At 70.2% G+C, this 23,184-nt stretch carries 21 protein-coding genes; 8 read left to right on the top strand and 13 right to left on the bottom strand.

The genetic code is table 11. From position 1 onward, the window contains the following. Positions 1-2 precede the first annotated feature (2 nt). Positions 3-974: a hydroxymethylglutaryl-CoA lyase gene (locus E5N76_RS14295; RefSeq protein ID WP_235907709.1), complete on the bottom strand. Its 972-nt coding sequence runs from the start codon at positions 972-974 to the stop codon at positions 3-5. Beyond that, positions 971-1,831 (bottom strand): CoA-binding protein, encoded by an 861-nt coding sequence (locus E5N76_RS14290; protein ID WP_187830169.1) that lies wholly within the window; start codon positions 1,829-1,831, stop codon positions 971-973. Before E5N76_RS14290 ends, E5N76_RS14295 begins: the two co-directional genes overlap by 4 nt. 12 nt (positions 1,832-1,843) lie before the next feature. Here E5N76_RS14290 and E5N76_RS14285 point away from each other — a divergent pair, with 12 nt between their 5' ends. After that, positions 1,844-3,073 (top strand): ATP-grasp domain-containing protein, encoded by a 1,230-nt coding sequence (locus tag E5N76_RS14285; protein ID WP_149537987.1) that lies wholly within the window; start codon positions 1,844-1,846, stop codon positions 3,071-3,073. A 297-nt stretch (positions 3,074-3,370) separates the two neighbouring features. Beyond that, the gene (locus E5N76_RS14280) at positions 3,371-4,636 is read left to right on the top strand and encodes an ABC transporter substrate-binding protein (RefSeq protein WP_149537986.1); all 1,266 of its coding nucleotides are present in this window, start codon (positions 3,371-3,373) and stop codon (positions 4,634-4,636) included. 374 nt (positions 4,637-5,010) lie between these two features. Here the strand turns inward: E5N76_RS14280 and E5N76_RS14275 are convergent, their stop codons facing one another. Next, entirely contained in the window at positions 5,011-5,550 is a 540-nt protein-coding gene (locus E5N76_RS14275) for a GNAT family N-acetyltransferase (RefSeq protein ID WP_149537985.1), read from the bottom strand. 285 nt (positions 5,551-5,835) lie between these two features. On the opposite strand from E5N76_RS14275, the gene E5N76_RS14270 reads away from it, so the two are divergent. Next, the gene (locus tag E5N76_RS14270; protein WP_187830168.1) at positions 5,836-6,801 is read left to right on the top strand and encodes a tripartite tricarboxylate transporter substrate-binding protein; all 966 of its coding nucleotides are present in this window, start codon (positions 5,836-5,838) and stop codon (positions 6,799-6,801) included. An 80-nt stretch (positions 6,802-6,881) separates the two neighbouring features. Continuing rightward, positions 6,882-7,943, top strand: coding sequence for an alcohol dehydrogenase (locus E5N76_RS14265; RefSeq protein WP_149537983.1), 1,062 nt, complete (start codon positions 6,882-6,884; stop codon positions 7,941-7,943). Between the two features lie 206 nt (positions 7,944-8,149). Here the strand turns inward: E5N76_RS14265 and tssH are convergent, their stop codons facing one another. The 9 genes from tssH to tssA form a co-directional block, all read right to left on the bottom strand. Next, positions 8,150-10,822, bottom strand: a complete 2,673-nt coding sequence (tssH, locus tag E5N76_RS14260) for a type VI secretion system ATPase TssH (RefSeq protein ID WP_149537982.1) — start codon at positions 10,820-10,822, stop codon at positions 8,150-8,152. A 29-nt stretch (positions 10,823-10,851) separates the two neighbouring features. Beyond that, positions 10,852-12,003: a type VI secretion system baseplate subunit TssG gene (tssG, locus tag E5N76_RS14255; protein WP_207791979.1), complete on the bottom strand. Its 1,152-nt coding sequence runs from the start codon at positions 12,001-12,003 to the stop codon at positions 10,852-10,854. Further along, on the bottom strand, positions 11,967-13,853 hold the full coding sequence (tssF, locus tag E5N76_RS14250; RefSeq protein ID WP_149537981.1) for a type VI secretion system baseplate subunit TssF: 1,887 nt from the start codon (positions 13,851-13,853) through the stop codon (positions 11,967-11,969). The genes tssG and tssF overlap by 37 nt, the downstream gene beginning before the upstream one ends. Further along, entirely contained in the window at positions 13,853-14,362 is a 510-nt protein-coding gene (gene tssE / locus E5N76_RS14245; protein WP_149537980.1) for a type VI secretion system baseplate subunit TssE, read from the bottom strand. Before tssE ends, tssF begins: the two co-directional genes overlap by 1 nt. A 4-nt stretch (positions 14,363-14,366) precedes the next feature. After that, positions 14,367-15,206 (bottom strand): type VI secretion system accessory protein TagJ, encoded by an 840-nt coding sequence (locus E5N76_RS14240; protein WP_149537979.1) that lies wholly within the window; start codon positions 15,204-15,206, stop codon positions 14,367-14,369. A 247-nt stretch (positions 15,207-15,453) separates the two neighbouring features. Continuing rightward, positions 15,454-16,005: a type VI secretion system tube protein Hcp gene (locus tag E5N76_RS14235; RefSeq protein ID WP_149537978.1), complete on the bottom strand. Its 552-nt coding sequence runs from the start codon at positions 16,003-16,005 to the stop codon at positions 15,454-15,456. Between the two features lie 68 nt (positions 16,006-16,073). Continuing rightward, a complete protein-coding gene (gene tssC, locus E5N76_RS14230) occupies positions 16,074-17,555 on the bottom strand; it encodes a type VI secretion system contractile sheath large subunit (protein WP_149537977.1) in 1,482 nt (493 codons plus the stop codon). A 3-nt stretch (positions 17,556-17,558) separates the two neighbouring features. Then, on the bottom strand, positions 17,559-18,080 hold the full coding sequence (tssB, locus tag E5N76_RS14225) for a type VI secretion system contractile sheath small subunit (protein ID WP_149537976.1): 522 nt from the start codon (positions 18,078-18,080) through the stop codon (positions 17,559-17,561). A gap of 187 nt (positions 18,081-18,267) precedes the next feature. Continuing rightward, on the bottom strand, positions 18,268-19,302 hold the full coding sequence (gene tssA / locus E5N76_RS14220) for a type VI secretion system protein TssA (protein ID WP_149537975.1): 1,035 nt from the start codon (positions 19,300-19,302) through the stop codon (positions 18,268-18,270). Between the two features lie 191 nt (positions 19,303-19,493). Here tssA and tagF point away from each other — a divergent pair, with 191 nt between their 5' ends. Beyond that, on the top strand, positions 19,494-20,117 hold the full coding sequence (tagF, locus tag E5N76_RS14215) for a type VI secretion system-associated protein TagF (RefSeq protein ID WP_149537974.1): 624 nt from the start codon (positions 19,494-19,496) through the stop codon (positions 20,115-20,117). A 10-nt stretch (positions 20,118-20,127) separates the two neighbouring features. Here the strand turns inward: tagF and E5N76_RS14210 are convergent, their stop codons facing one another. After that, positions 20,128-20,850 (bottom strand): PP2C family protein-serine/threonine phosphatase, encoded by a 723-nt coding sequence (locus tag E5N76_RS14210; RefSeq protein ID WP_149537973.1) that lies wholly within the window; start codon positions 20,848-20,850, stop codon positions 20,128-20,130. Positions 20,851-21,266: 416 nt separating this feature from the next. Here E5N76_RS14210 and E5N76_RS14205 point away from each other — a divergent pair, with 416 nt between their 5' ends. From E5N76_RS14205 to E5N76_RS14195, 3 genes are all read left to right on the top strand, one after another. Then, on the top strand, positions 21,267-21,839 hold the full coding sequence (locus E5N76_RS14205; protein ID WP_149537972.1) for a DUF4337 domain-containing protein: 573 nt from the start codon (positions 21,267-21,269) through the stop codon (positions 21,837-21,839). A 220-nt stretch (positions 21,840-22,059) separates the two neighbouring features. Next, complete coding sequence (locus tag E5N76_RS14200; RefSeq protein ID WP_149537971.1) at positions 22,060-22,314, top strand: Lrp/AsnC ligand binding domain-containing protein; 255 nt, start codon at positions 22,060-22,062, stop codon at positions 22,312-22,314. Between the two features lie 257 nt (positions 22,315-22,571). Next, complete coding sequence (locus E5N76_RS14195) at positions 22,572-22,805, top strand: hypothetical protein (protein WP_149537970.1); 234 nt, start codon at positions 22,572-22,574, stop codon at positions 22,803-22,805. The last annotated feature ends 379 nt before the right edge of the window (positions 22,806-23,184 follow it).

Here is a 23,184-nt window from a genome sequence, read left to right as displayed (position 1 = left end):
CCCTACCCCGCCGCCATCCGCAGCGTCCGGCTGCCGAGGGACCGGCCCAGCAGCTTTTCCGCCGCCAGCCCGGCCTCCCGCAGCGCGGCCAGGTCCAGCCCGGTCTCGTAGCCCATGGCGGCCAGGGCCATGGCCAGGTCCTCGGTGCAGGTATTGCCCGTAAAACCCTCGCCATAGGCGATCTTCGCCGGATGCCCGCCAGTGCCGCCGAGCGAGGTATCGGCATGGGTCAGCCCGGCCTCGATGGCGGCCAGGGTATTGGCCAGGCCGGTGCCGCGGCTGTCGTGGAAATGCGCGATGAAGGTCGCGGTCGGCAGCGCCCCGTGCAGCCAGCCGATCAGGTCGCGCACCCGCGGCGGCGTGGCGCTGCCGATGGTGTCGCCGATCGCGATCCGCGTCACGCCGAGCTCGGCGAAGCGCTGCGCATCCTCCAGCACCCGCTCCGGCGCGGTGGGGCCATCGAAGGGGCAGTCGAAGGCGACGGAAATGGTGCCAACCATGACGAAGGCATCGCGCGCCAGCGCCGCCATCTCCGCCACATTGGCCCATTGCTCGGCACGGGAGCGACGCAGGTTCTGCCGCGTATGGCCTTCGCTGGCGGAGACAAGAAGCGAGATCTCCTCCGGCCCCCAGCCGCCTTCCCGCGCCGCCAGCGCCCGCTTCACCGCCTGCGGGTTGGGGCAGGTGGCCTTGAACAGCACGCCGGGCCGGCGCCGCACGCCGCGCAGCACCTGCTCCGCATCGGCGAATTGCGGCACATGGGTGGGGTGGGAGAAGCTGGTGATCTCGATCCGGCGGAAGCCGCAGGTGGCGATGCGCTCGATCATCGCGATCTTCGCCTCGGCCGGGACGGTCCGCTCCTCATGCTGCAACCCGTCCCGGGCGAAGCATTCGCAGAGGATGATCCGCGGCGCGCCCTCCCCGGCGGTGCCGGCGATCTCGGCCATTTCCTCCTCGGTCGGGACGTCGCTCATGCCAGCACCTCCTTCAGCAGGGCGATCGCCTGTTCCGGGTCCCGCGCCGTGCGGGCGCCGGCGGCGGAAAGCGCGGCCAGCTTCGCCGCGGCGGATTCCCGCGCGCCGCCCACCAGCGCGCCGGCATGGCCCATGCGCTTCTCCGCCGGGGCGTGGCGGCCGACCAGCATGGCGATAACGGGTTTGGGGCAGGCCGGGATCGCCTCGGCCAGCGCGTATTCCTTGTCGCCGCCGATCTCGCCGCAATAGAGGACGGCCGCGGTGCGCGGATCCTGGACAAGGGCCTCGACATATTCATGCGGGTTGCGGCCCGCGATGGCGTCGCCGCCGATATGCATCACCGCGCGCTGGCCGATGCCGGCGGCCGTCAGCAGCCGCGCCATGGTGAGGGTGAGCGTGCCGCTGCGGCACAGCACGGCGACGCGGCCGGGGATGCAGAAGGAGGGCGCGATGGAGCCCAGCAGCCCCTCCCCCGGGATGCAGAGGCCGAGGGTATTCGGCCCCACCAGCCAGGAGCCGGCCTCCCGCGCCGCCCGGGCCGCGCGCAGGCTGTCATGCACCGGAACGTATTCCGCCGCGACGACGAGGGAGGGAATGCCGGCGGCGGCGCGCACCGCATCCAGCACGCCCTCCGGCGGGGTGTAGATCACCGCGGCATCGGCCGGCTCCGGCAGTTCGCGGATATCGTCGTAGAGGGGCAGCCCGTCCAGCGTGCCGCCGCCCCGCCCCAGCGCGATGCCGGCAACCAGATTGGTCCCCGCCTCCCGCATGGCGGCGACCTGCGCCTGGGCATAGCGGCCTGTCGGGTTGAACACCACGACGCGACGGGGGAAGCTGGCAAGGAAGGGTGCGGTCATCGGGAGGCGAGCGTGCGACTGGCGGAGCATGATGGCAAGACGCTGCTGCGCGCCCATGGCGTGGCGGTGCCGCGTGGTGCACTGCACACTGGCGGATTGGGTGCACTGCACACCGGCGAATCAGGTGCGTTGCAGCCGGGCGGATCAGACGCGGCGCAACTGGGCGGATCGGGTGCGCCGCACCCGGGCGGACTGGGTGCGCCGCAGCACGGCGCGCTGAGCGGCGAAGGCGTGCTGAAGGCGCAGATCCTGGAAGGCGGCCGCGGCAAGCGCGGGCTTGTGCGCCGCACAAAGGACGCGGCGCGGGATGCGGCGGAGATCCGCGCCGCGCTCGGCGACCCGGCGGCGCCGTTGCTGCTGGAAGAGAGCGTCGCGATGGCGCGGGAAATCTACCTCGCGCTGCGCATCGACGGCACAGCGCAGAGCATCGAGCTGCTCTGCGCGCCGGAAGGCGGGGTAGAGGTGGAGGAAGCCGGCGCGCTGCTGCGCGGCCCGGTCGAGCCCGAGGCGCCGGGCGTGCTGGAGGATGCCTTCGCCATATTGCGCCCTGGCTTCCCGCCGGACCTCGCGGCGCGGCTGGCCCGCTTCGCGCTGCGCCTCGCCCGCATCATGCGCGCCGAGGATCTCGACCTGCTGGAGATCAACCCGCTGGCGGTGACGCCGGAGGGCGCGCTGGTGGCCTGCGACGCCAAGGCGGTGCGCGACGACGCAGCCTATTTCCGCCATGCCGCGCCGGCGCTCTCCGCGGCGCTGGAGGACGCCGCGCTGACGCCGCTCGAGCGCCGCGCCCGCGATCTCGGCTTCCAGCTCGTCGAGCTGCCGGGCGGCACGGTGGCGCAGATCACCGCTGGGGCGGGGCTCGGCATGCTGATGCTGGATCTGCTGGCGGATGCCGGCTGCCCCTCCGCCTGCTTCATGGACAATGCCAATGGCGGCCCGGCCGAGACCATGCCGGACCGCCTGGCCCTGGCCTTCGAGATCGCGCAGCGGCCGGAGGTGAAGGCGGTGATGTTCTTCACCACCCTCGCCTCCCGCGGGCTGAAGGCGCGCGTCGAGGCGCTGGCCGCGGCGCTGGCGGCGACTCCACCGACCAAGCCCTTCTTCTGCGGGATCGCCGCGGGGCATGCGGCGCTGCGCGGCTATTCCCTGGAGGAAGCGCGGGCGCGGCTGGCCGAGGTAGGCGTCGCGGCGCTGCACGACAACCCGCATGACCTGGTGCGGGCGGTGGCCGCGGCGATGTGACCGGGCGCCGGCACCGCGCCGCGCTGAGGCCCGGCCCGCGCGGGGACGCCTCGGGCGGTGCCGACCGGCGCAGGCCCCGCACCGCCTGACGAAAGGGTGAGGCGGGAACGGGCACGCCGGCGCCTTTCGCGCGTCAGGGACGCAGCGCAGGCCAGGTACCGGCCGGGCCGGCTGGCTTGCCACCGCCCTGGCCCCTGCCCTGCCGTTCCGGCATGGCGCCGGGCCTTGCGCCCTCCCCGCGCCCGCCGCAGCCTCGCCCTCAAGGCCATGATCCTGGCCATGGAGGAGAGTTCAGGCATGCAGATGATCGGACGCCGCCCCCTTCTCGCGGGGCTGGCCGGCACGGGGCTGGCCGCGTCGCCCGCGCCCTCCCGCGCGCAGGGCAACGCGGCGCGGACCACCATCCGGATCGGCGTGCTGGCGGATTTCTCCGGCCCCTATCGCGACACCTCCGGCCCCACCTCCACCGCCTGCGCACAGCAGGCGGTGGAGGATCTCGGCCTCGCCGCCCGCGGGATCAACGTGGAAGTGATCCAGGCCGACCACCAGAACCGCCCCGACGCCGCCCTCGCCCTCGCCCGCCGCTGGTTCGACCAGGACGGCGTGGACATGGTCTGCGAGGTGAACAATTCCGCCATCGCGCTGGCCGTCGCCGGGCTGGCGCGGGAGAAGGACAAGGTGCAGCTCACCTCCGGCGCCGGCTCCTCCGTCATCACCGGCGAGCAGTGCAGCAGCCACACCATCCATTGGAGCTACGACACCTGGATGTTCGCGAATGTCGTCGGCCAGGCGACGGTGCGCAATGGCGGCGATTCCTGGTTCTTCATCAGCGCCGACTACGCCTTCGGCCACCAGGTGGAGCGCGACACGACGCGCTTCATCCAGCAGGCCGGCGGCCGCGTGCTGGGTCAGGCGCGCTACCCCTTCCCCGGCACCACGGATTTCTCCTCCTACCTGCTGCAGGCCCAGGCGAGCCGGGCGAAGATCATCGGCCTCGCCTCGGCGGCGGCGGATACGGTGAATTGCATCAAGCAGGTGAATTGCATCAAGCAGGCGCATGAATTCGGCATCATGCGGCGGGGCCAGAAGCTGGCCTGCCTCAACATGTTCATCACCGACATCCACGCCATCGGGCTGGAGGCAGCACAGGGGCTGACGCTGTGCGAGGTGTTCTACTGGGACCTGAACGACCGCACGCGGGCCTTCCTCAACCGGGTGAAGCCGAAGGTGGGGACGAATTGGCCCAACCAGGAACATGCCGGCACCTATTCGGCGGTGCTGCACTACCTGAAGGCGGTGGCCGATCTCGGCGTGCCGGCGGCGAAGGCCAGCGGGCTCGCCGTGGTGAACCGGATGAAGGCGATGCCGACCGATGATGACTGCCTCGGCGCCGGGCGGGTGCGGGAGGACGGGCGGAAGATCCATGCCGCCTACCTCTTCCAGGTGAAGTCGCCGGCCGAGAGCCGCGGGCCGTGGGATTACTACAAGCCGGTCAGCACGGTGGGCGCTGAGGAGGCCTTCCGGCCGCTCTCCGAGGGCGGCTGCCCGCTGGTGCGCGGATAGGGGGGCGCCGCGGGGCGGCCTGCCAGTCCTCGGCACGACCGCGGCGGCATGCGGCCTGCGGGGGCGCGGGCAAGGCGCCGGGCGGCTTCGGGCGGGGGGCGGTCGCGGGAGGGTGTTCGGCCGGCCCTGCGTGCCACCACGGGAGCATGACCTTGGGCGCCCGGTTGGTGCTGCGCTGCATGGATGTTCGGCCGGCCCTCTGTGCCACCACGGGAGCATGACGGCCTCCGGGGCGCGATAATGCGCCGGCCGGTCCCGGCATGGGCGAAGCCGCGGCCCCAGGCACGGTTCCTCGGCACCCGGGTTCGCTGCCCCCCCGGCGCCATCGCCATGCCCTGCCCGGGCGAGGCACTGCCCCGCGCCGCCGCCACGCCTCAGCCGGCAAGATCGAGCGCGCGCAGCTCCTCATCCAGCGACCTCCCATCGGGCAAGCGCAGCGCGTCCCGCTCCACGCCATAGGGCAGGAAGCCCAGCCGGTCATACAGCCGCCGCGCCGGGGCATTGGCATGGCCGACCGTCAGCAGCAGCCGTTGCACCCCGGCGGCGCGGGCCTGGGCGATGGCGGCCTGCATCAGCCGCAGCGCCATGCCCTGGCCGCGCGCCTCCGCCCGCACATAGACGCCCCAGATGGCGCCCTTGTGCCGCACCTTGGGTGGCCGGTGGATGAAGAACCCCGCCATCCCCGCCAGCGCCCCGCCGAGGAAGCCGCCGAAGATCGCATCCGGCGGCTGCCGTGGCAGCATCCGGGCGAAGGCGGCCGCATCCAGCGTCTCGGCATCCTCGGCCGAGGCGCCGAAAGCCTCCGGATGGCGCCGCAGCGCCTCGATGCGCAGGGCGCGGAAGGCGGCGGCATCCTCCGGCCCCAGGATGCGGATTACGGCCGGCGGGGCTGCGGGGGCGGGGGTTTCCGGCATGGGTCCGGCTCCGTCTCTGCGAAGGGATCATCATGGCGCAGAATGGGGCCGCGTCCGCATGCCGCCGCCAGGAGCCCTGCCTCCGCGCCTCGTTCGAGGCCTTGCATGCAACGGCCATGGTGCGGCGACCGGCCCCCCAGCCCTCCCCTGCCAGCGCGAGAGGGAGGCGAGGTCCCGCTGGCAGGGGAGGCCAGAAGCGGAGCGGCCCATCCCGGCAACCACCCCCGGATTGAGAAGCGTCGCCGACCGGCGCACCTTGCGCCGCCCAGAGACCAGGAGGCCGCCTTGCCCCAGCTTTCCCGCCGCCTCGCCTTGCTTGCCGGCCTCGCCGCGCCCGCCCTGGCCCGGGCCCAATCCTGGCCGAACGGGCCCATCCGCCTCATCGTCCCCTTCGCCCCGGGCGGCAGCGTGGACACCACGGCGCGGCTGGTGCAGCCCTCGCTGCAGGCCAGCCTCGGCGTGCCGGTGGTGATCGAGAACCGCAGCGGCGCCGCCGGCGCCATCGGCACGCGGGAACTGGCCCGCGCCGCGCCGGACGGCCAGAGCTGGGCGATCGTCTTCGACAGCCACGCGACGATGAACGCGCTGAACCCGAATGCCGGCTTCGACGTGCAGCGCGACTTCACCCCGGTGATGCTGATGGCCACCTCCCCCATGCTGCTGACCGCTTCGCCGGGGCGGGACTGGCCGGACCTGGCGGCGCTCGCCGCCGCCGCCAGGGCGAGGCCGGAGACCATCTCCTACGGCACGGTCGGCGCCGGCAGCCTGGCGCATCTGCTGATGGAGCTGTGGCAGCAACAGGGCGGCTTCCGCCTGACCCATGTGCCCTATCGCGGCGGCGGGCCCATGGTGGCCGGCGCGGTGGCGGGGGAGATCGACCTCGCCATCGCCTCCCGCGGCGGGCTGGGCGGCCAGGTGGGGCAGAAGCTGCGGCCGCTGGCGCAGAGCGGCCCGGCGCGTTCCCCGGCCCTGTCCGCCCTGCCCACCTTCGTCGAATCGGGCTTCCCCGGCGTCGCCGCCCTGGCCTTCTGGGCCATGCTGGGGCCGGCCGGCATCCCGGCGCCGGTCCTGGAGCGGTTCCATGCCGCCCTGGCCAAAGCGCTGGCCGAGCCGGCCGTCCGCCAGCGCCTGGTGGAGGGCCAGGGGGTGGACATCGTCGCCTCCTCCCCCGCCGAGCTGGGCAGCTTCCTGACGGCGCAGGCGGCGGAATGGAGCAAGGTGGTCCGCGACCGCCATATCACGCTGGACTGAGCGGCAGGGCGCGGCCGCGCCTTGACCCGCGCCGCCGGGCGCGGTCCCATGCCTGCCCACGTTTTCCGAAGGAGGAAACCATGCGCGCCTGGGCCGTCGTCGAAACCGGCAAGCCGCTGCAGGAAATCGAATTGCCGACGCCGGAGCCGACCGGCGCCCAGGTGCTGCTGGAAGTGACCCATGCCGGCGTCTGCCATTCGGACCTGCATATCTGGGAGGGCGAGTACGATCTCGGCTCCCGCGGCAAGATGCGGCTGACCGATCGCGGCGTGGTGCTGCCGCTGGCCATGGGGCATGAGATCGTCGGCCGGGTGGTGAAATTGGGGCCGGAGGCCGCGGGCCAGGGCACCAAGGTGGGCGATCTGCGCGTTGTCTATCCCTGGGTCGGCTGCGGCAAATGCGCCATCTGCGCCCGCGACGAGGAGAATATGTGCCTCTCGCCGCGCTCCCTCGGCGTCTACCAGAATGGCGGCTACGCGACGCATGTGCTGGCCAGCCATGTGAAGCACCTGATCGATATCGAGGGCGTCGATCCGGCGCTGGCCGCGACCTATGCCTGCTCCGGCGTCACCGTCTATTCCGCGGTGAACAAGCTGCTGCCGCTGGACCCTGACGAGCCGATCGTCCTCGTCGGTGCCGGCGGGCTGGGGCTGAACGCCATCGCCATCCTGAAGGCCCTTGGCCACAAGCGCATCTGCGCCGTGGATGTGGATGCGAAGAAGCTGGAAGCGGCGAAGGCCCAGGGTGCCACGGACACCGTGCTGGCGAGCGCCGAGGGCACGACGCAGCGCATCCTCGAGGCCTGCGGCGGCCCGGTGGCCGGCGTGGTGGATCTGGTGAACGGCACCCAGACCAGCCGCTTCGCCTTCGAGGCGCTGCGCAAGGGCGGCAAGCTGGTGCAGGTGGGGCTGTTCGGCGGGGAGATGAACATCCCGCTGCCGCTGATGCCGATCCGGGCGCTGACCATCCAGGGCAGCTATGTGGGCAATGTGAAGGAGCTGCGCTCGCTGATCGACATCGCCAAGCAGGGCAAGATCCCGGCGATTCCGGTGGAGACGACGCCGCAGAAGAATGCCGATGCGGTGCTGAACCGGTTGAAGAACGGGCAGATCACCGGGCGGGTGGTGCTGGTGGCGGCTTGAGGGTTGAGGGAGGGCGCTGGTTGCGCGGCAGTGCCGCAGCCCCCCCAAACCCCCACCCGCAAAGGGCCGTTGGACGCAGTGCGTCCAACCCCATTTGAACCCTTGAGTTTTGCGCTTCGGCCGAAGGGTCCAAGACTCATGGTTTCCAAAGGCCCTTCGGCCTTTGGCGGGGTGAGCTCGAGAGGGGCAGAGCCCCTCTCGACACTTCAGATGATCGTATAGGCGAAGTCCCCGTTCTCCACCGCCACATGCACCGACTGCACCGGCTGCCCTTCCAGCATCCGGTTCAGGAAGGCTGCGGAGATGGAAGGCAGCATGGTGTTGGTCAGGATGGCGTCGATCATGCGCCCGCCGCTTTCCGGCTCGTTGCAGCGGCCGGTGATCAGCGAGACCACCTCATCCGTATAGGTGAAGGGCACCTTGTGCTGTTCCCGCAGCCGCCTGGTGATGCGGCCGAGCTGCAGCTGGATGATCCTGCCCAGCATCGTCTCGCTCAGCGGGTAGTAGGGGATGGTGATGAGCCGCCCCAGCAGCGCCGGCGGGAAGATTTTCAGGAGTGGCTCCTTCAGCGCCTTCGCAATCTCCTCGGATTCGGGGATGAGTTCCGGGTCGGCGCACATGGACATGATGAGGTCCGTGCCGGCGTTGGAGGTCAGCAGGATCAGCGTGTTCTTGAAGTCGATCAGCCTTCCCTCGCCGTCTTCCATGATCCCCTTGTCGAAGACCTGGAAGAAGATCTCGTGCACGTCGGTATGGGCCTTCTCCACCTCGTCCAGCAGGACGACGGAGTAGGGCTTGCGGCGCACGGCTTCCGTCAGGATGCCGCCCTCGCCATAGCCGACATAGCCCGGGGGCGCGCCCTTCAGGGTGGAGACGGTATGCGCCTCCTGGAACTCGCTCATGTTGATGGTGATGAGGTTCTGCTCGCCGCCATACAGCGCCTCGGCCAGGGCCAGCGCCGTCTCCGTCTTGCCGACGCCGGAGGGGCCGCAGAGCATGAAGACGCCGATCGGCTTGTTCGGATTGTCCAGCTTGGCGCGGCTGGTCTGCACCCGCTTGGCGATCATCTCCATGGCGTGGTCCTGGCCGATCACCCGCTGGGAGAGGGTGGTGGCGAGCTGCAGCACCGCCTGCACCTCGTTCTTCACCATCCGCCCCACCGGAATGCCGGTCCAGTCGCCGATCACGCTCGCCACCGCCTGGGCATCCACCGCCGGCATGATGAGCGGGGATTCGCCCTGGTGCTCGGCCAGCTCCGCCTGGAGCTTCCGCAGCTCCTCCACCATGGCCGCGCGTTCCGGCGAATCCGCCGCCGCCGGGCCGTCCACCGCTGCCGCGCCCTCGCGCAAGGTGGCGCGCAGCGCCAGCACCTGGTCCACCAGCGTCTTTTCCTGCTGCCAGCGGGCCTCCAGCCCGACCAGCTTGCCCTGCTCCACCGCCAGCGCCGCGGCGGCGGAGGCCTGGCGGTCCGCCGTCTCGATGCCCACCGCCGCCTCGCGGCCGATGATCTCCAGCTCCGTCTCCAGCGCCTGGATGCGGCGGCGGCAATCATCCACCTCCGCCGGCACCGCATGCTGGGAGACGGCGACGCGGGCCGAGGCGGTATCGAGCAGCGAGACCGACTTGTCCGGCAATTGCCGCGCCGGGATGTAGCGGTGGGAGAGGCGCACGGCGGCGTCGATCGCCTCGTCCAGGATCTGCACCCGGTGGTGCTTCTCCAGCGAGGAGGTGATGCCGCGCATCATCAGGATGGCCTTCTCCTCCGAAGGCTCATCCACCTGCACCGGCTGGAAGCGGCGGGTCAGCGCCGGGTCCTTCTCGAAGTACTTCTTGTACTCGGCGAAGGTGGTGGCGCCCACCGTGCGCAGCGTGCCGCGCGCCAAAGCCGGCTTCAGCAGGTTGGCGGCATCGCCCGTACCCGCCGCGCCGCCGGCGCCGACCAGCGTATGCGCCTCATCGATGAACAGGATGATCGGCTTGGGCGAGGCCTGCACCTCCTCGATCACCTGGCGCAGCCGCTGCTCGAACTCGCCCTTCATGCTGGCGCCGGCCTGCAGCAGCCCCACATCCAGCGTCCGCAGCGAGACATCTTTGAGTTGCGGCGGCACGTCGCCGGCGACGATGCGCAGCGCGAAGCCTTCCACCACCGCGGTCTTGCCGACGCCGGCCTCGCCGATGAGGATCGGGTTGTTCTGCCGGCGGCGCATCAGCACGTCCACCACCTGGCGGATTTCCTGGTCGCGGCCGACGATCGGGTCGATCTCGCCCTTCCGCGCCTTCTCCGTCAGGTCGACGCTGAACTGCGCCAGGGCTTCCTGCTTGCCCATCTGCGCCGGCGCCACGGCGCCGCTGGCCTCCCCCGGGGAGCCAACCTTGGAACCATCCGCCGCCGCCAGCGCCGCCTCCGGGGAACCGTCCAGCAGCTTGCGGAAGTCGTCCGCCAGGGAGTCCGCCCGCAGCCTGGCGAATTCCCGGCTGATGCCGTGCAGCGCATTGGTCAGCGCCTTGGTCTTCAGCATGCCGACGACGAGGTGCCCGGTCCGTACCTGGTTCTCGCCGAAGAGCAGCGTGCCATAGACCCAGCCGCGCTCCACCGCCTCCTCGATCAGCGGGGAGAAGTCGGAGATCGCCGTCGCGCCGCGCGGCAGCTTGTCCAGCGTGAAGGTGATGTCCGCCGCCAGCCGCGCCGGGTCCAGCCCGTAATGCCGGATGACGCGGTGCAGGTCGCTGTCCTGGAGCTGCAGGAGCTGATGGATCCAGTGGACCAGCTCCACATAAGGGTTGCCGCGCAGCTTGCAGAAGACGGTGGCGGCTTCCACGGCCCGGTATCCCACCGGGTTGAGCTTGCCGAAAAGGGCGGAACGGCTGATTTCAGACATGCGGCTGTTTCCACTGGGGATTGTTGTTTCTATGCCGAATCCTCGCGCGCCGTCATGCGCGAATCCGCCTCCCGCGCGGAGCCATCGGCGCCGGCCTGCAGGAAGAGGTCGCCGGCATCGGTCAGGCCGCGGCGCGGCGTCAGCCAGGTGGTCCAGCCGAGCTGGCCCTGGCGGCCGAGCTGGATGCGCGGCACCTCGGCGCGTCGGAGGATGAGGTTGACGTCGAAGGCCAGCGTGTCGCCGACATAGTTGCGGACGATCGGCACCAGGCGGCGGAAGCTGGCACCGCCCGGCAGCATGCGGGTGTAGTCCTGCAGGCTCAGCGGCCCGAAGACGATGCGGAATTTGTGCTGCCGGGTCCAAACCCTGCGGCCGATGGCCGCGGACTGGCCCAGCGCCGCCACGGTGGCGCCGCCGCCCAGCCGCGTCAGCCCATCCTCCGGCAGCACCAGCCAGTCGCCGACGAAGGTGTCGATCCGCGCCGGCATCCTGAAGAAATCGGAGAGGATGGCGGCCAGCCCCTCGGCATGCCGGGTGCGGGCGACGAGGTGGCCGGCATAATGCTGCTTCGCCAGGTCCGGCATGGCGTCCCGCTGGCGCAGCCCGGGCATGCCGATGCCGATGAGGGAGGCAACGAAGCGGCCGTAATGGTCATCCTCCGGCCGGTCGAAGCTGACGGTCGGCTGCGCCTCCGCCCAGGCGCGGTAGAACAGCGAAAGGGCGCGGTGGTGGAAGATGTCGGCGAAGCGGCGGAAGGTCTCGTCCTTCGCATTGCGCTGCCGGTCGCGGGCATATTCGGTCAGGTGCAGCGGCAGCGGGCCGTTCGGCCCGAACAGGCCGAGGAAATGCACGATGAGCCGCGCCGCGTGGTCCTCGTCCCCCAGCTCGAACGCCGCCAGGGTGGAGGGGGCGAAGGTGACGGACGGGTCCTGGCCCAACCGCACCGCATCCTGCATCGGCCGGTTGGAGCGGCCAAAGCGCGGGCGGTCCCGGTGCACCGATTCCAGCCGCCGCATCGCCTGGTAGAAGCCGAAGCGCCAGGGCCCCGCCGCCAGCGCCGCATGCAGCGGCGGCGGGGCCGGCGCCGCCTCCGACGCCGGGTGCTCGGGCAGCGCCGCCGGCGCCTCGCCCTCCGGCATCTCGGCTAGAGCGCCGGCTGCCGCCCGATCCGGATCGGCCATCTCGCCACCTCGCCGCGTTCCGCGGTGGTCAGCACGGTTTCGGTAAAGGCGTTGATGGAGACGTATTTGGCGAAGAAGCGGTCCAGCACCGCGGCCAGCACCACTGCCCCGGCGCCGCCGAAGGCGACCTCATCCATCTTCAGCGTGATCTCCAGCCCCCGACCCGCCGTCAGCGGCCCCGCCCCCGGGATGCGCCGCACCACCGGGCGCGTCGAGGTGGAAAGCAGCCCTTCGAGCTGCCGCGCCTGGTGGGAGCTGGCGGAGGGCACGTAGAGGCCGAGCAGCTCGCGCAGCGCCACCGCGCCATGCAGCGAATCGCTGTCCACCAGGCTGAGGTAGTTCAGCCCGAGATGGCTGATGAAGCGCCAGGCATATTCGCCATCCGAGCGGCAGGGGCGCGGCGCCGTCGGCCCCACCAGGCAGCGGATGGAGGCGACCGGCGCGCTGGCCTCCAGGGTAAAATCCGTCCGCCCCTTCCCCACCGGCATGAAAAGCGGCAGGTCGCGGTTGGTGCAGAGCAGGTCGAAGCCGAGCTGCCGCATCTCGCCCTTGAAGGGCGCCTGCTCGGCATCGACCAGGGAGATATAGACCTCATGCCCGATATAGGAGCTGCGCGGGCCGCGCTGGCGGGAGCGGGCGGAAAGCTGCCGCGGCCGCCGGCGGAGGCTGTAGTAGCGCCGCATCTCCGGGTAGCTGGTCAGGTCATTGGCGGCATAGAAGGGCAGGAAATCCTGCGGCTCCCCGCCATCCGCGGCGAAGCCCTCCACCCCCTGCACGCTGAACACCTCGAAATCCACCGGCCGCATGCGGTCCGGCACGATCTGGTGCTCCACCTCCCGCTCGCTGAGGTTCAGCCGGTCGCCGCGCTTGGGGAAGAGGTTGATGGCCGGCGTGCAGAACAGGCGGAATTGGTCGGCGCCGAAGCCATTGGCCAGCAGCATGTCGCTGCGCGAGAGCAGGAAGATGATGTCCAGCTCCTGCCCGGCGCAGCGGGAGACGGCGCTGTCGAGGCCGTTCAGCCGGACGGAGAGGAAGCGCTCCGGCATCGCGAAATATTCCTGCAGCAGCCGGTAGCCCTGGAAGGTCAGCGGCGTCGGCGGCAGCAGGGATTCATCGTCCTCGAAGCCCTGGGCCTCGAGGGCGGATTTCGGCAGCACCTCCTGCCAGGGCAGCGGCCGCTGAGTGGGGCGCACCACGATCCCCTGCAGGTCGGCGACAAGCTGCTCATGCAGGCGGAAGCGCGTGCTTTCCGCGCCGGCGAGGAAGAGCGGCAGGCGGGAGAGCGCGATTTCCGCGAAGGGCGCGCTGCCCATCGCCTTCAGCCGCAGCCGGATGGCCGCCTTGGCGCCGCGGCTGCGCACCGCCTCCGGCAAGTTCAGCGCGGAGACGGCGGCGGCGGCGGGCAGGTATTCCGCCTCCGCGATCTCGATGGGCAGGAGCTGCACCGGCTGGGCGGTGCGGAACTCGCAATTGGTGTCGTCATCCGCGCCGAGGATGCTGCGCAGCACCGTGCCGCGCGGCAGCTCCATGCCGGCGGACATGCCACGGACCGCCTGGTCGGGGTTGAATTGCACCACCGCCATGGCCGGGGTCGGGGCCAGGTAGTGGGGATAGACCATCTGCAGCAGGGATTGCGTGAAGGTGGGGAATTCCGCTTCCAGCTTGAGCTGGATGCGGGCGGTGAGGAAGGCGAAGCCTTCCAGCAGCCGCTCCACATAGGGGTCCGCCACCTCGGTATTGGCCAGCGCCAGGCGGCCGGCGATCTTCGGGTATTCCCGGGCGAATTCCGCGCCCATCTCCCGCACGAAGCGCAGTTCCGATTCGTAGTGCCGCAGCAGGCGCGGGTCCATCAGCCGCGCGCCCGGGCTTCGACGACGGAGACGGTGTTGCTCTCCGGCTCGATGGCGGTCTCCAGCAGGATGCGCAGCGGCACGGGCTGGGCCCAGAGCTCGCCCTGGATCTCGAAGACCAGGGCGCCATCGGCGCTGGCATTCTGCAGCCCGCGCAATTTCACCTTCAGCGTGTCGCGCAGGATGCGCGGCTCGAAGAAGCGGATCGCCTCGGCGATGGCGTTCTCCAACTGGGCGATGCGGTTGCCGCCGCTGGTCAGGCCGGTGAAGGCGGGCAACCCGTAATTCAGCACGGAGCGCCGCACCTCGTTCAGCCCGTCGAGCTCCTCCAGCACCTCGAGCCTGATGGTCGCGAACAGCCAGGCCAGATCCCGCAGCACGCTGTTGCGAAGCTGTGCGAGGGTCAGCATGGACTGGTCCGGCGGATCGCGCAGAGTGTCCGGCGCGTTGTCGGTCAGCCGGTCCAGCAGGGAGGGCTGCAGATGCTCGCGGCTGCTGAACTCCACCATGGGTTCAGCCGGCTGCCGGGCGAGCCTCGGCCTCAGCGGCCGGCGGCGCGGCGATCTCGAGGCGGCGGAGGTCAAGCAGCGGCAGGTCTTCCTCCGCGCCGATGGTCAGCATGCGCTGGCCGAGGCCGAGGAACCAGCCCTCCCCCTGCTCCACCCATTCGGTGCGCCGGCCGAGCAGCAGAGCGGGGTCCGCCGCGTCCTGGGTGCCCGGGTAGCGGGCCGGCAGCAGCGCCACCGAGCCGCCGCCATTGGCGAAGGTGAGCTGCGCCGGCAGCCAGACCTGGTCGCGCAGATCCTCCGGCGGGTCGATCTCCAGCTTCGCCAGCCGGTGCACCGGCAGCCAGTAATACTTGCCGTCGATCACCGCCTCCAGCACCGGGCCGAGCCGCGGATCGGCATCGGCGATCCACTCGAACGCCGTCCCGTCCGCCGTGCCGCTGCTGCTCGGCGCCGCCTCGAAGGCCTGGTCGCGCAGCTCGGCCGCGTGGCCGAAGGCGCCGGCGGCGAGGCGGCGATTGGCCTCCACCAGTAGGGACATCCAGGGCTCCGGCTCGCCGAAGAAATCCGGCTGGCGGGTGCCGGCGAAGACCCGCTCGCGCAGGATCTCGCAGCGTATGGCGGCGCGGTAGGTGGCGACCATGGGCATGGCGAGCTTGTCGATCTCGCTGATGACCGAGAGCTGGTTGATCGCCCTGTCCCATTCGCCGGTGATGCAGAAGAGCTGGAAGAGGAAGGTGCGCAGCTTCGGGTCGCGCGGCGCCTTGCGGACGTCCTGCTTCAGCTTCTCGAGCGCGGCGCGAGGATCGCCGCTGCGAAGCACGCCACGGGCATCGAGTGTCGCCATCTCCGAGGCCATGCCCCTACCCCTCTCCCCCTTCCCCCGCCTGGCCGTTCCGGCCGACCGGCGCGACGGGACCGCCCACGACCGTGCCGCCCTTGGCCGTACCGCCCGCAACCAACCCGCCTGCAATCCCGAGCCCTGAAGCAGACAGGCCGTCGGAACGTTCGGCGCCGCGGTGACCACGATCCGTCAATACGACTTATAAGTAACAGACGGCCGCCGCGAGGGTTCGCGGCGGCCGCCGGTCGGATCAGATCTGGACGTTACGAATACGATCCCAGCCGGCATCCTTCGAGGTGGATTCGAGGGCGCCATCCGGCTTCTGCTTCTTGTACTGGATCTGTACCGAGCCGTATTCGAAGGTCACTTCCTCCTTCACCGCCTCATCGCCATCGGCGCCGGACCAGGAAACCGTCTTGATGCCGACCAGCTTGAAGTTGAAGCGCAGGAAGACCTCGCCCGAGGTCTGGCCGCCGGTGGATTTGCGCAGCGCCAGGCAGACATCCTTGAAGTGCTTGCCGGCGCAGCACATGCGGAAGAAGTCCGGGGAGGCGATGTCGATCTTCCGGCTGAACTGGAAGGGGTTGAAGGTGGGCTTGCCGGCGCCGACGCCCGAGGAGGACGAGCCGATGTTCAGCACGTTCTCGATGTCGAAGGAGAAATCGTCGATTTCGAAGGGCGTCGTGCTCTTGAAATCGGCGATGAAGGGGTCGCCGCCGACGGTGAAGTCGGTCTGGGTCTCGCCCTGCAGCGGGGTGCCCGTATCCGCCGGGGTGAACAGCATGAAAGCATCGAAAGCCATGTTTCTCTCCTAGTCTCGATCCGCGTTCTGGTTCGTCTCTTCTTGCGTATCGGCGCGCCTTGCCCCGCTCACGCCGGTAGGCGGGAGACGAGGCGCAGCGAGACCGTCAGCCCCTCAAGCTGATAGTGCGGCTTGAGAAAGAATTTGGCGCTGTAGTAGCCGGGATTTTCCGGATTGGCCTCCACCACCACCTTGCCTTCGGCCAGCGGGTGCGTCGCCTTGTATTCCTCCGTCGAGGAATCCGGCGAGCCATCCACATACTGGCCGAGCCAGCGCTCCAGCCACTCGGTGAGCTGCTGTTGCGTCATGGTAGAACCGATCTTGTCCCGAACCATGCATTTCAGGTAGTGGGCGAAACGACAACTCGCGAAAAGGTAAGGCAACCGCGCGGAGAGATTGGCATTGGCGGTCGCCGCGGGGTCGTCATATTCCTGCGGCTTCTGCAGCGACTGGGCGCCGATGAAGGCCGCGAAATCCGAATTCTTCTTGTGGATCAGCGGCATGAAGCCATTCTTCGCCAGCTCCGCCTCGCGCCGGTCGCTGATCGCGATTTCGGTCGGACATTTCTGATCGACGCCGCCATCATCGGTCGGGAAAGTGTGCGAGGGCAGGCCTTCGACTGCGCCGCCACTTTCAATGCCGCGAATCCGCGTGCACCAGCCATACATCTTGAAGGCGCGGGTAATGTTCGTTGCCATCGCATAGGCCGAATTGGCCCATGTATACTTGCTGCTGTCGGCGCCCTCGACCTCTTCCTCGAAGGCGAATTCCTCCACCGGCTCGGTCTTCGCGCCATAGGGCAGGCGCGCCAGGAAGCGCGGCATGGTCAGGCCGATATAGCGGGCGTCCTCGCTCTCCCGCAGGCTGCGCCAGGCGGCGTATTCCGGCGTCTGGAAGATCTTCGTCAAGTCGCGCGGATTGGCCAGCTCGTTCCAGCCATCCATCTGCATCACGGTCGGCGCCGCCGCAGAAATGAAGGGGGCATGCATGGCCGAGGCGATGGCCGCGATGTCGCCCAGCAGCGCCACGTCCTGCGGGCTGTGGTCGAAGTAGTAATCGCCCACCAGGCAGCCGAAGGGTTCGCCGCCGAACTGGCCGAATTCCTCCTCGTACAGCTTCTTGAACAGCGGGCTCTGGTCCCAGGCGGTGCCGCGGAATTTCTTCAGCGTCCGGGTCAGCTCCTTCTTCGAGATGTTGAGCACCTTGATCTTCAGGAACTCATCCGTCTCGGTGTTGTTGACCAGGTAGTGCAGGCCGCGCCAGGCGGACTCGAGCTGCTGGAAATCCTCATGGTGGATGATCTGGTTCACCTGCTCGGTCAGCTTGGCGTCGATCGCGGCGATGATGCCCTCGATCGTCTTCAGCGCCTCGGCGCCGATCAGCGTGGTGTTCGCCAGCGCCTGCTGCGCCAGGGTCTGCACCGCCCCCGCCACCGCATCCCTCGCCGCGTCGGATTTCGGCCGGAACTCCTTACTGAGCAGGGAGGCGAAGTCGTTCTCCTGGAAAGTGACCCCCGCGAAGGCGGAGGAGGACTGGAGTTGCTCGGACATCGATCAGCCCTCCGACGATTCGTTGCCGCCATCCGCCTTGGGCGCGGAGGCGAGCGCCTGCAGCAGCGTGGGGTCCTGCAGCACCTTGCTGATCAGCTCCTCGGCGCCGCTCTTGCCGTCCATGTAGGTCAGTAGGTTGGAGAGCTCGGTGCGCGCGGTGAGGAGCTGGTTCAGCGCATCCACCTTCCGCGCGACCGCGGCGGGGGAGAAATCCTCCATGCTCTCGAAGGTGATATCGACCGCCATGCTGCCCTCGCCCGTCAGGGTGTTCGGCACCATGAAGGCGACGCGCGGCTTCATCGCCTTCAGCCGGCTGTCGAAGTTGTCGACATCGATCTCCAGCATCTTGCGGTCCGCGACCGGCGGCAGCGGGTCCGACGGGTTGCCCGTGAGATCGGCCATCACGCCCGCGACGAAGGGGAGCTGCACCCGCTTCGAGGCGCCGTAGGTCTCGACGTCGTATTCGATCTGGACCCGCGGGGCGCGGTTCCGGGCGATGAATTTCTGGCTGCTCGGTTTGGCCACTGTTGTCCTCGCTCTGGTCTTCTAGGGTTGTCGCAAGGGTCGGCAGCCGAGGCCTCCGACGGGTCCGCTTCCTGCTGCCCTGATGCCGAAGCCCGGCGGGTTTCGGCATCAGGGCAGCCGCCTTCATCCTTCGTGGCCTGCCTCTCCGCGCCCTTCGCCGGGGCCGGCCAAAGTTGCGGGCAGAACGCTAGTCACTTACCCCGACAATGAGTTGCGCCTGGTTAACGCCGTCCGGCGCCAGGTCCCGCAGCACGTCGAGGAAGTTCTTGTCGGACAGCCGCAGGGCGCGCCGGATCAGCAGGGGCAGCGGGCTCGAGGGCTCATGCGTCTCGAAGTAGCGGACCACCACATCCATCAGATGCACCGCTTCCTGGCGCGTCTGCACCTCGCGCAGCGCGAGCACGGAGGCGAAGCCGGCGCCGCCGCGCCGCGGCGCCGCTACCATGACAGCCTCCGCCGCCGGGGCTTCTTCTTCCGCCGGCAGCTCCTCCGCCGCCATGACGGGCGGGAACCGGTCCAGCACCTTGCGGATGTCGAAGACCTGCTTCTCCAGCCGGCTGAGATCGGGGCTTGTCCCGGCCCCGGCCTTGTCCTCGAAGGCGGCGACGATGGTCTTCAGGTCGCCTGCCAGCCTTGCGACCGCCTCCCGCACCGCCTGGCTCCAGCCCGGATCGGTGTCGTTGAAGGCGGCGCTGATCGCCTGCTCGGTCGGCGGCGTCGCCTCCGGGTCGGCCTCTATCAGGCCGAGGCCGAGCGCGATCTGGGACCAGCCGAGGCTGCCGGCGCGCTGCGAGCGCGTCAGCGGCACTTCGCGCAGCACCCGGATCACCCGCCCGACATGGGCGATGCCGAGCACCGCATTGGCGCGCATGGTCGGGTCGTTGTCGTCATCCGGGTCGAGCGTCGGATGCACCGCGTCCCAATGCGTGTCGAGCAGCCTGGCGATCAGCCCGACCGCCGCCGTATAGGCGACGATGCCGCCGGTATGCAGCCGCGCCACGGCCAGGTGGGCGATGATGCGGATGTCGCGCGAGCGCTCCAGCAGCGCGGCGGCGAGCTGCTCCACCTCGCGCCAATCCGGGTCCTCGGCCGGGATGATGGTGCTGCCGAATTGCTGTTCCGGCTTGCCCGCCGCGGCCGCCGTCAGCGCCAGGAAATCCGGATCGAACTCCAGATCCGGCCCGGTCTCGGCAGTCTCCAGGAAGGCGTCAAACTCCGCCATCCGCCGCCTCCCGGTGCCGGAAGGCGCGCAGGACACGAGTCGCCGCCCCTTGTAGCTGCGTCATCGCACTCATGGGCCGCGCCGCGCTCCCGCCGGAAGATCCGTTGTTGAAGTGATCTGTTCCCGGTCCTGGATCGTGTCGGAAGAATGCGACAATGTCCAGCCCGCTATCAACCATGAGGAGATGAGCAGTGTCCGGAGTCACACCGGCGCGCTTGGCCGGCGGCTTCTACGGCAAGCTGCCCGGCCGCGGCGATTTCGTCGGCCAGGGCCTGGCCGCCAGCTTCACTCGCCCCTGGGATGCGTGGTGGCAGCAGGCGATCGCCGGCAGCCGCAACGCCCTCGGCGCGCGCTGGGAGGCGGCCTGGATGGAGGCGCCGATCTGGCGCTTCCTGCTGCCGGCCGGCGCCTGCGGCCCTGCCGCCATGCTCGGCCTCTGGATGCCGAGCGTCGACCGCGCCGGGCGGCTCTTCCCGCTGACCTTCGCCCGGCCGGCGGAGGGGGCGCCGGCCGGCTTCGCGGCGCAGCAGGCCGGCTGGCTGGCCCTGGCGGAGGCCGCCGGGCTGGCGGCGCTGGAGGCGGAATTCGGCCCGGCCGAGCTGGCCGCGCAGCTGGCCGGGCCGGCGCCCGCGGTGGTGCCGGCGACGCCGCTGGAATGCGCCGCCGTCAGCCGCGGCGAGACGGTGTGGTGGACCGAGGGATCGCCCCTGGTGCCGGCCGGCGTGCTGGTGCTGCCGGGCCTGCCGGATGGCTGGGAATTCGCCCGGATGCTCGATGCCGGGGCCGGCCTCGGACCCGTGGAGCCGCTGGCCTGAACGCCGCCGCTCAGGCCGCCACCTTCTCCCGCGCCCGCACCATCACCGCGGTCACATTGTCCCGTGCCCGCGCCTCGTTGGCTGCCGCCAGCAATTGCTCGGGCGAGGCGCCGGCCATCAGCAGGATGCCGATCTGCTCCTCCGGCAGCGCCTTGAACAACCCGTCCGTGCAGAGCAGCACCAGATCGTCATCCTCGAAGCGGCCGGAGACCTTGTCGAGCTCCAGCTCCCCCGCCCCGCCGATCGCCCGGGTGATGACATTGGCCTGGGGGTGGCGCTCGGCATCCTCGGCGGCCAGCGTTCCCTGGTCCACCAGCTCCTGCACCAGGGAATGGTCGCGGGTGATGCGGGTCAGCACGCCGTGGCGCAGCAGGTAGGCGCGGGAATCCCCGGCCCAGAGGCAGGCGAAATGGTCGCCATGCGCCAGCATGACGACGATGGTGGTGGCGATGACGCCGCTTTCCGTCCCGGCGGCCTGGCGCTGCAGCCCGGCATGCACCTCGGCGAGGCGGCGGCGGATCTCCGCCAGCTTCTCTCCCGGGGCGAGATCCACCGGCAGGGCGGCCAGCGCCGCGACCACGGTGGCGGAGGCGACATCCCCCGCCCCATGCCCGCCGGCGCCATCGGCCACGGCCCAGATGCCGATATCCGAGCGGTCGATGAAGGCATCCTCGTTCCGCTTGCGGACGGTGCCGACATGGGTCGCGCCACGCGCCGTGATCAGGAACGGCATCTGGCGGCCGGTTCGGACGGGGCTGCGCCGACGGGATCTCTCGCTCTCACGCCTGACGCGGGCCCCCCACCCGAACCGAAAGGTTGCGACTCAACCCGGCAACGATACCGTTCCGTTCGCTCGCCGGGAAGCGATTGAACGCGGGGGCCGGGCTTATCACTTTCCTGCGATGGGTGGCGGCCATGGGCGGCGGCCGGCGCGCGTCCGCGCCGGCCGATTCCGGTTCGCATAGCGGCAATGATCAGCAAGCATAATGTTCGGCGCGGCCTGTCCCGGCCGGCCGGAACGGCTCCCGTTCCGGCCGCCCGAGGCCGCTCCGGGCGGCGGTGGCACGCTTTTCATTTGCGTGCCCCAATGGCATTCCGGCGGCCGGCGCGCCCCAGGCGGCGCCCGGCGGCCTGGGGGTGGGGGAGAACATGGCGGGACACGGGCATGCGGACCATGGCGACCATAGCGGGGACAAGCGGATCGCCCTGCTGATTTCCATCCTGGCGCTGTTCCTCGCCCTGGCCGAGACCGGGGCGAAGAGCGCGCAGACCGAGGCGATTTCGCGCAATGTGGAAGCCGCCAATCTCTGGGCCTTCTTCCAGGCCCGCACCATCCGCCAGACCACCGTGCGGACGGCGGCGGAGGAGGCGGAGCTGGCCCGGCTGGCCGCGGCCGATGAGGTGCTGCGCGGCAGCATCGAGCAGCAGCAGCGCGCCTGGCGCGAGACCGCGCAGCGCTGGGAGAGCGATCCGGAGACCGGCGAGGGCAGGCGCGAGCTGATGGACCGGGCGCGCGCCGCGGAGCATCACCGCGACCATTCCATGGCCGCCTACCACAATTACGAATACGCCTCCGCCGCCTTCCAGGTGGCGATCGTCATGGCCTCCTCCTCCATCGTCACCGGCGTGCCGGTGCTGGCGGTGCTTGGCGGCGCCGTCGGGCTGGTTGGCGTGGCGCTGACCGGCGTCGGCTATTTCTCGCCGGAACTGCTGCACTTCTAGAGTCCCCGTGAAGACGCTGCGCGTCTTCACGGGGACCCCGAGGGCGCCGTGCTCCGGAGGGGTCGCACGGCCTGCCGCGGCAGCAGCGGGAGGCGGGGGCTCGCCGGCCGCGCTGGAAGCCCCGGCGGTGTGCGGCCATGCCGGGCTTGACCGGGCCGGTTGGCCGCCCCCAATGGCAGGCAAGCGGCACGGCCCGACGGCCGGGCCCGAGGAGGAGCCGATGCGGGCGATCTTCGTCATGATCAAGTGCGAGATGGGCCAGGCCTACCGCGTGGCGCGGGAAATGGCGGACACCATCCCGGAACTCTCGGAAATGCACTCCATCTCCGGCCAGTATGACCTCATGGGGAAATTCTACCTGGAGCCGGAGCAGGATATCGGCCTGTTCGTGGTGGAGCGGCTGCAGACCGTGGCGGGGGTGAAGGACACCTATACGCTGCAGACCTTCAACGCCTTCTCGCCCGGCAGGGCCTGAGATTTCAGGGGTGAGTTGGGGGCTCTGCCCCCAAACCCCAGCAGAGGGCGCTGCCCTCTGCACTCCCGCCGGGGACCGGACCGGTCCCCGGACCCCGGTCTGAGTCCGCCGGCCCGCCTTTCTTGGTCCGGGGGGCTTCGCCACGATTCCGGCACGATCCCGCCATCCCTGCCACCACCTTTGCCCGGCGCCGCCACGGCAGCGCCCTTGGCCCGCCTTCACCCTGCGCCAGGCTGCGTCCTCGAGGAGGACTCACGATGACCCGTATCCTGGCCGCCCTGACCCTCTCCCTCAGCCTGGTGCTGGGGGGCTGCCAGAACCCCGATGGCTCGACCAATTGGGGCAACACCCTGCTGCTGGGCGCCGGCGTCGGCGCGGCCGCCGGCCTCATCGCCGGCGCGGCGAATGACCGCCCGCGGCACCACTACGCCTCCGGCTATGGCCGAGGCGGGCGCGGCTATGGCCCGCCGCGCGGCTATCGCGGCTGGTGATGCGAAAAATGTCGGCTCGGTAAGGAAGTGCAAGCGGGAAGGCGCGGCGCCGCCGGATGCGTCGTGTCTTCCCGCCCGAGGCCAAAGTCACGGGAAGAAGATTGGGGGCGCTACCCCCAAACCCCCGCCGGGGAGGATACTCCTCCCCGGACCCCGGTGTGAGTCGGCAGGTTGAACCCACGGCTCTGAAACTCGGACCGGGGTCCGGGGACCGGTCCGGTCCCCGGCGGGGGTTCGGGGGCAGCGCCCCCGATCTTGTTTTTTCTTGCTCTCCTCTTTGGCGGTCCCACCAACCACCGTCAAAGACATGTTACGGCTCTGCGACATCGCGCCCCCGCCAGCCTTGCACCCGACCATCCCCGCCCCAAGCTCTCGCGCC

The organism is Siccirubricoccus phaeus (assembly GCF_008360935.1).
Classification (GTDB): Bacteria; Pseudomonadota; Alphaproteobacteria; order Acetobacterales; family Acetobacteraceae; genus Siccirubricoccus; species Siccirubricoccus phaeus.
Note: the sequence above shows the minus strand (reverse complement) of the source record. Positions and strands in the feature narration are given on the sequence as shown.

What these genes read in the sequence shown, in the direction of transcription:
- E5N76_RS14295 (WP_235907709.1), bottom strand. Translation starts at nt 974, where the DNA reads ATGAGCGACGTCCCGACCGAGGAGGAAATGGCCGAGATCGCCGGCACC.
- E5N76_RS14290 (WP_187830169.1), bottom strand. Translation starts at nt 1,831, where the DNA reads ATGACCGCACCCTTCCTTGCCAGCTTCCCCCGTCGCGTCGTGGTGTTC.
- E5N76_RS14280 (WP_149537986.1), top strand. Translation starts at nt 3,371, where the DNA reads ATGCAGATGATCGGACGCCGCCCCCTTCTCGCGGGGCTGGCCGGCACG.
- E5N76_RS14275 (WP_149537985.1), bottom strand. Translation starts at nt 5,550, where the DNA reads ATGCCGGAAACCCCCGCCCCCGCAGCCCCGCCGGCCGTAATCCGCATC.
- E5N76_RS14265 (WP_149537983.1), top strand. Translation starts at nt 6,882, where the DNA reads ATGCGCGCCTGGGCCGTCGTCGAAACCGGCAAGCCGCTGCAGGAAATC.
- tssH (WP_149537982.1), bottom strand. Translation starts at nt 10,822, where the DNA reads ATGTCTGAAATCAGCCGTTCCGCCCTTTTCGGCAAGCTCAACCCGGTG.
- tssG (WP_207791979.1), bottom strand. Translation starts at nt 12,003, where the DNA reads ATGGCCGATCCGGATCGGGCGGCAGCCGGCGCTCTAGCCGAGATGCCG.
- tssF (WP_149537981.1), bottom strand. Translation starts at nt 13,853, where the DNA reads ATGGACCCGCGCCTGCTGCGGCACTACGAATCGGAACTGCGCTTCGTG.
- tssE (WP_149537980.1), bottom strand. Translation starts at nt 14,362, where the DNA reads ATGGTGGAGTTCAGCAGCCGCGAGCATCTGCAGCCCTCCCTGCTGGAC.
- E5N76_RS14240 (WP_149537979.1), bottom strand. Translation starts at nt 15,206, where the DNA reads ATGGCGACACTCGATGCCCGTGGCGTGCTTCGCAGCGGCGATCCTCGC.
- E5N76_RS14235 (WP_149537978.1), bottom strand. Translation starts at nt 16,005, where the DNA reads ATGGCTTTCGATGCTTTCATGCTGTTCACCCCGGCGGATACGGGCACC.
- tssC (WP_149537977.1), bottom strand. Translation starts at nt 17,555, where the DNA reads ATGTCCGAGCAACTCCAGTCCTCCTCCGCCTTCGCGGGGGTCACTTTC.
- tssA (WP_149537975.1), bottom strand. Translation starts at nt 19,302, where the DNA reads ATGGCGGAGTTTGACGCCTTCCTGGAGACTGCCGAGACCGGGCCGGAT.
- E5N76_RS14210 (WP_149537973.1), bottom strand. Translation starts at nt 20,850, where the DNA reads ATGCCGTTCCTGATCACGGCGCGTGGCGCGACCCATGTCGGCACCGTC.
- E5N76_RS14205 (WP_149537972.1), top strand. Translation starts at nt 21,267, where the DNA reads ATGGCGGGACACGGGCATGCGGACCATGGCGACCATAGCGGGGACAAG.
- E5N76_RS14200 (WP_149537971.1), top strand. Translation starts at nt 22,060, where the DNA reads ATGCGGGCGATCTTCGTCATGATCAAGTGCGAGATGGGCCAGGCCTAC.
- E5N76_RS14195 (WP_149537970.1), top strand. Translation starts at nt 22,572, where the DNA reads ATGACCCGTATCCTGGCCGCCCTGACCCTCTCCCTCAGCCTGGTGCTG.